General features: G+C 34.8%; 9 protein-coding genes. All 9 read right to left on the bottom strand.

The window, feature by feature from the left end; translation table 11 throughout:
* Positions 1-151: 151 nt before the first annotated feature.
* Positions 152-1,243 carry a [FeFe] hydrogenase H-cluster radical SAM maturase HydE gene (gene hydE, locus ABZA26_RS06615; protein WP_372713731.1) on the bottom strand — a complete coding sequence of 364 codons (1,092 nt, stop codon included), beginning with the start codon at positions 1,241-1,243 and terminating at the stop codon, positions 152-154.
* Positions 1,244-1,383: 140 nt separating this feature from the next.
* Positions 1,384-1,734, bottom strand: a complete 351-nt coding sequence (rplQ, locus tag ABZA26_RS06610) for a 50S ribosomal protein L17 (RefSeq protein WP_372713730.1) — start codon at positions 1,732-1,734, stop codon at positions 1,384-1,386.
* 26 nt (positions 1,735-1,760) lie between these two features.
* On the bottom strand, positions 1,761-2,738 hold the full coding sequence (locus ABZA26_RS06605; protein WP_372713729.1) for a DNA-directed RNA polymerase subunit alpha: 978 nt from the start codon (positions 2,736-2,738) through the stop codon (positions 1,761-1,763).
* A gap of 27 nt (positions 2,739-2,765) precedes the next feature.
* Entirely contained in the window at positions 2,766-3,353 is a 588-nt protein-coding gene (rpsD, locus tag ABZA26_RS06600; RefSeq protein ID WP_372713728.1) for a 30S ribosomal protein S4, read from the bottom strand.
* A gap of 79 nt (positions 3,354-3,432) precedes the next feature.
* On the bottom strand, positions 3,433-3,822 hold the full coding sequence (gene rpsK / locus ABZA26_RS06595) for a 30S ribosomal protein S11 (protein WP_013388218.1): 390 nt from the start codon (positions 3,820-3,822) through the stop codon (positions 3,433-3,435).
* Between the two features lie 53 nt (positions 3,823-3,875).
* Complete coding sequence (gene rpsM / locus ABZA26_RS06590; protein ID WP_372713726.1) at positions 3,876-4,232, bottom strand: 30S ribosomal protein S13; 357 nt, start codon at positions 4,230-4,232, stop codon at positions 3,876-3,878.
* 174 nt (positions 4,233-4,406) lie between these two features.
* Positions 4,407-4,520, bottom strand: a complete 114-nt coding sequence (gene rpmJ / locus ABZA26_RS06585; RefSeq protein ID WP_319371399.1) for a 50S ribosomal protein L36 — start codon at positions 4,518-4,520, stop codon at positions 4,407-4,409.
* Positions 4,521-4,544: 24 nt separating this feature from the next.
* Entirely contained in the window at positions 4,545-4,766 is a 222-nt protein-coding gene (infA, locus tag ABZA26_RS06580; RefSeq protein ID WP_013388221.1) for a translation initiation factor IF-1, read from the bottom strand.
* Positions 4,767-4,845: 79 nt separating this feature from the next.
* Positions 4,846-5,474, bottom strand: a 629-nt coding sequence (gene map, locus ABZA26_RS06575; RefSeq protein WP_372713725.1) for a type I methionyl aminopeptidase, incomplete at its 5' end; no start/stop codon positions are given.

Genomic DNA, 5,474 nt, shown 5'->3' with positions numbered 1-5,474 from the left:
GTCAAGGGGTAAACCTGAACCCGGAAGATTCAGTCCTTGCCTTAGAAAAAATGAAAAAAAAGGGAGCTGTTATTATTTCTAGCTCTGAACTCAATATTTAAAAAAATACGGGAATAAAACCCCGTATTTTAAAATGATTAATTCAAAAAAATTATGATCTGCTTTTTCTTTTAATATAGTGTGGAGAATCTCCCCATTCACCGTAGGCTATTTCATCTCCTACAGACTTTACTCTTCCAGCAAGACATCCTTTGCACTGCTCTGCTGTATCATCAATACAAGGTTTATCGTTATACAATTGATATTTTGCCCTGTGTTCTCCCTTGGTTGTTACAGGCATTAGAACATTTGCCCCGGCCTTCAGTCCTTTTTCTCTTCCTAGAGGATCTAGACCCTGGAGTGCTGTTGTAGCAGCTATATTTATATCTTTTAGATAAATTCTGGAAAGGGCAATCATTTTAAGACCTAAAGTTACTCTTTTTTCTTTTGACATTATCTTGTCCCTGTACTCTTCACCCATTGGAGTTTCGTCAGAGATTATATATGGACCCATTCCTATCATGTCCACATCCATTTTTTCATAAAAAAGTATATCTTCCACTAAGTCTTCAGAGGTTTGCCCAGGAAGCCCTATCATTACACCTGTTCCTACTTGATAACCTGTATTGCGTAAATCCTCCAAACATCTTATTCTTACGTCAAAATCATGTTTTTTATCTTGTGGATGAATTTTTTTATAAAGTTCCTCATTGCTGGTTTCCACCCTCAGTAAATATCTGTGGGCTCCGGCATCAAACCATCTTTTATAAGTTTCTTTGCTCTGCTCTCCCAGAGAAAGTGTTATTCCCAGCTTTCCTTGAGAAAGATTTTTTATTTCCTTGACTACATCTTCTACAAATGCCGTAAACTCTTCATCCTGTCTTTCTCCTGACTGAAGAACCAAGGAACCATAGTTATTTTCATATATCCATTTTGCACTTTCTAGTATATCTTCTTTACTCATAAAAAACCGTTCTACATTTTTACTGCTTTTTCTTATTCCACAGTAGCTGCAGTCTTTTATACAATTGTTGCTAAACTCAATAAGACCTCTATAAAAAACTTTTTTTCCGATCTCTCTCTCTTTTATTTCGTAAGCTTTTTCGTATATAAGATTAATGTCCTCAGGATTCTCTATATTCATTAGATATAAGAGATCTTCTCTAGTGAGTTTTTCTTTGTTTAAAATCTCAGCAGTCTTCATCTTCCCTCCATACCTTTCATTTATTTAGTTTATTATATCACAAACTTTTTTATTTTTGACCAGTTTTATAAATAATTTTTTTCTCTGTCAAATCCAAAAAAGAAAAAAAGAGAGACCAAAGTCTCTCTTTTAAAGCAATATTATACTAATTCAATAATTGCCATCTCTGCTGAATCGCCTCTTCTTACAGTAGTTCTAATAATTCTAGTATATCCACCGTTTCTTTCAGTGTACTTTGGTCCAATCTCAGCAAATAATTTTGCAACAACTGCATCATCTCTTAAGAAAGCGAAAGCTCTTCTTCTAGCAGCAAGGTCACCTTTTTTACCAAGAGTTACCATTCTCTCAGCAAACTTTCTTAATTCTTTAGCTCTAGTAACTGTAGTTTCTAATCTTTCTTCTCTTAATAAAGATATAGTTAAGTTCATAAGCATAGCTTTTCTATGATCTGATCTTCTACCTAACTTTCTATACGATTTATTATGGTTCATTACTCAGCAATCCTCCTTATCTTTAATTATTCAGAAGATCCATTCTGCGATAAATCGAATCCTAATTCCTTCATTTTATCGAGAATCTCATCTAGAGATTTTCTTCCAAGGTTCTTAATCTTTAGAAGTTCATTAAGCGAAAGTATAGCTAGTTGCCCTACTTCCTCGATACCAGCTTTCTTCAGACAGTTAAATGATCTCACTGTTAAATCAAGCTCTTCTATCTTTAAGTTAAGAACATCTTCATCTTTAGAAGAATCTACTTCTTCTATTTCCTCTTCTTCTAGATCTCCTCTTAAATTCTCCATTCTGTTTCCTATATCTAAGAATGGATCAAAGTGTAGTCTTAGAAGCTCTATTGCATAAGAGATTGCATCTCTTATAACAATACTTCCATCAGTTTCAACATTTAGAGTAAGTTTGTCGAAGTCAGTCATTCTTCCAACCATAGTATCTTCTACGCTGTAAGAAACTCTTTTTACCGGAGTATATATCGCATCTATAGCTATATAATCTACAGACCAGTCTTTTCTCTCGATATCTTCTGCTACAACAAAACCTTCTCCTGTATCCACAAGAAATTCCATGTTTATTTCTTTTTCAGTAGTTATAGTACAGATAACTTGGTCTGGATTGATTATTTCCAACTCAGAATCAGGATTAATATCTGCTGCTGTAACTATTTTTGGTCCTTGAACAGAAAGGTTCATTCTTTTTTCACCAGAAGTTTCAGTTTTTACAATTACCTCTTTTACATTAAGTATTATATCAGTAACTGCTTCTTTTACTCCCTCTATGATAGAGAATTCATTTAACACACCATCTATTCTTAGTCCTTTTATAGCTGCTCCCGGAATTGAAGATAACAAAACTCTTCTCAGGGCATTTCCAATTGTATGTCCATAACCTCTATATAGTGGCTCAACAATGTATTGAGCTTTAAAGTCATTTTCTTTAACTTCGGAAATATTTATACTTCTTGAATGCTTTTCAATTTTTAACATTTAATCAACTCCTATATAAAGGATTTATTATCTAGAGTAGAACTCAACGATCAAAGCTTCGTTTAATTCAAAATCTAAGTCGTCCTTTGTAGGGTTTTGTAATACTTTCCCTGTAAAACTAGCTTTATCTACTTCTAACCAAGATGGAGCATTTGAGGCTTCTACAGCACTCTTAATGATCTCAACGTTTTTAGAGTTTTCAATTACAGAGATAACATCTCCAGCTTTTACTCTATAAGATGCGATATTTACTTTTCTTCCGTTTACAGCTACGTGTCCGTGAGAAACTACTTGTCTAGCTTGTCTTCTAGTCTTGGCAATTCCAAGTCTATAAACTACGTTGTCAAGTCTTCTTTCAAGGTACTGTATCAGGTTAAGACCTGTAACCCCATCTCTTCTGTTTGCTTCAGCATATAGCTTTCTGAATTGCTTTTCCATTACACTATATATGAATTTTGCTTTTTGTTTTTCTCTCAACTGAATAGCATATTCAGTTGGTTTTCTATTTGCATTTGGTCTAGGTCCTCTCTTAGAAGATTTGTTCACTCCTAAAACAACTGGATCTATACCAAGAGCTCTACATTTCTTTAAAACGGGCTGTCTATTTCTGGCCATTTCTCTAATATTCCTCCTTTATAAAATTCTACACAAAAATGAGCTTCTACCTTTTACGATACTTCGATAAGTAGAGAGACTACACTCTTCTTCTTTTAGGTGGTCTGCAACCGTTGTGTGGAACTGGAGTTACGTCAGAAATTTTAGTAACTTCTAATCCCGCAGCCTGCATTGATCTTATACAAGCTTCTCTTCCTGAACCAGGACCTTTCGTTTTTACTTCGACTTTTTTCATTCCATTTTCAATAGCTACATTTGCAGCTTGTTCTGCTGCAATTTGTGCAGCAAATGGAGTTGATTTTTTAGTCCCTTTAAATCCTGATGTTCCACCTGATTTCCAAGTAATTACTTTTCCTTCAGTGTCAGTAATGGTAACAATAGTATTGTTGAAGTTCGAGTGTATATGAGCTATTCCGTTAGGAATATTTTTTAATTTTTTCTTGATTTTAGCTACTCTTTTCTTAGCCAAGTTAAGCTACCTCCTTACTATTAAACTGTCTATCTGAATATAATCCACATTTACTATCTTTTGATAGGTTTCTTTGGACCTTTTACTGTTCTAGCATTAGTCTTAGATTTTTGCCCTCTTACTGGAAGGTTCATTTTATGTCTAAGACCTCTATAGCACCTGATGTCCATAAGTCTTTTTATTGAAAGTCTTACGTCCTTTCTAAGGTCCCCTTCTACTTTTACTGTGTCAACTATAGCTCTTACTTTATTTAATTCTTCTTCAGTCAAGTCTTTTACTCTAGTGTTGAAATCTACTCCAGCTTCTTTCAAAACTCTTTGAGAAGTTGGTTTTCCGATTCCAAAAATATAAGTTAAAGCTATCTCAATTCTTTTGTTTCTAGGAATGTCTACTCCTGCTATTCTAGCCAACGTTTCTTCCTCCTATCCCGAAAATTTATATATTTGTTGATATAATAATCAACTAAACACTTTCTTCGGCATGCCCTGGTTCAATCAGGTCGTGGCCCTACGGCTCAACATGCCTTTACAGTACCTGATATCAGTACTATAATAACTTAAAATAAATTCCAATCAAACGGCAAATTATCCTTGAACTTGTTTATGTTTTGGATTTTCGCAGATACATCTGATTTTTCCATGTCTTTTGATAACTTTACACTTGTCACATATTTTCTTTATAGATGCTCTTACTTTCATTTCTTTCCCCCTTCCACATCCTGATTATGACTTTTTCCTGTATACTATTCTACCTCTTGATAAATCGTAAGGTGAGATTTGTACTGTTACTTTGTCTCCAGGTAAGATTTTTATATAATGCATTCTCATCTTCCCAGAGATGTGACCTAGAATTACATGGCCGTTTTCTAGCTCTATCTTAAACATAGCGTTAGGAAGAGATTCTAGAACTGTACCTTCTAATTCAATGACATCTTTTTTCGACATAATTCCTCCTACTAGACAGAATTTCATATTATTCTAACACTTTCACCATAAAAAGTCTAGTCTTTTTTGTTTTTTTTGACTAGTCCAATTGACTTAAAATCACTGGTTTTCCTTCGATTATAGCAACAGAGTGTTCAAAGTGAGCTGATCTCTTTCCATCTTTGGTTACAGCTGTCCAGCCATCCTCTAGGATGTTGATTTTATAAGACCCTGTATTGACCATAGGTTCGATGGCAAGTACCATTCCATTTTCTATTTTGAGACCTCTGCCTTTTCTTCCAAAGTTAGGTATAGCAGGGTCCTCATGCATTGATTTCCCGATTCCGTGTCCACAAAAATCTTTTACAACAGAAAATCCGTTAGATTCCACAAACTTTTGTATGGCGTTGCCTATATCTCCGAGTCTGTTGCCAACCACTGCCAACTCTATGCCTATTTCTCTGGATTTTTTTGTAATCTCTAATAATTTTTTGGATTCTGCATCTATCTCTCCCACAGGAAAAGTTATTGCCGAGTCTCCGTAAAATCCATTTAATTCTGTCACTACATCTATGCTGACAATATCCCCATTTTTCAAGATTTTGTCTGCGTGTGGTATTCCGTGGACAACTTCCTCATTTACAGATATACAAGACCCTGCAGGATATGCATTCTCAGGTCCTCCCACCCCTATACTGGCAGGAAAAGCTCCCTGAGATCTTATATAAT

Origin of the sequence: Ilyobacter sp. (assembly GCF_041583315.1) — a bacterium.
In the GTDB taxonomy this organism is placed as follows: Bacteria; Fusobacteriota; Fusobacteriia; order Fusobacteriales; family Fusobacteriaceae; genus Ilyobacter.
The sequence above is the reverse complement of the archived record's forward strand: the minus strand, read 5'-3'. Positions and strand labels throughout refer to the sequence as shown.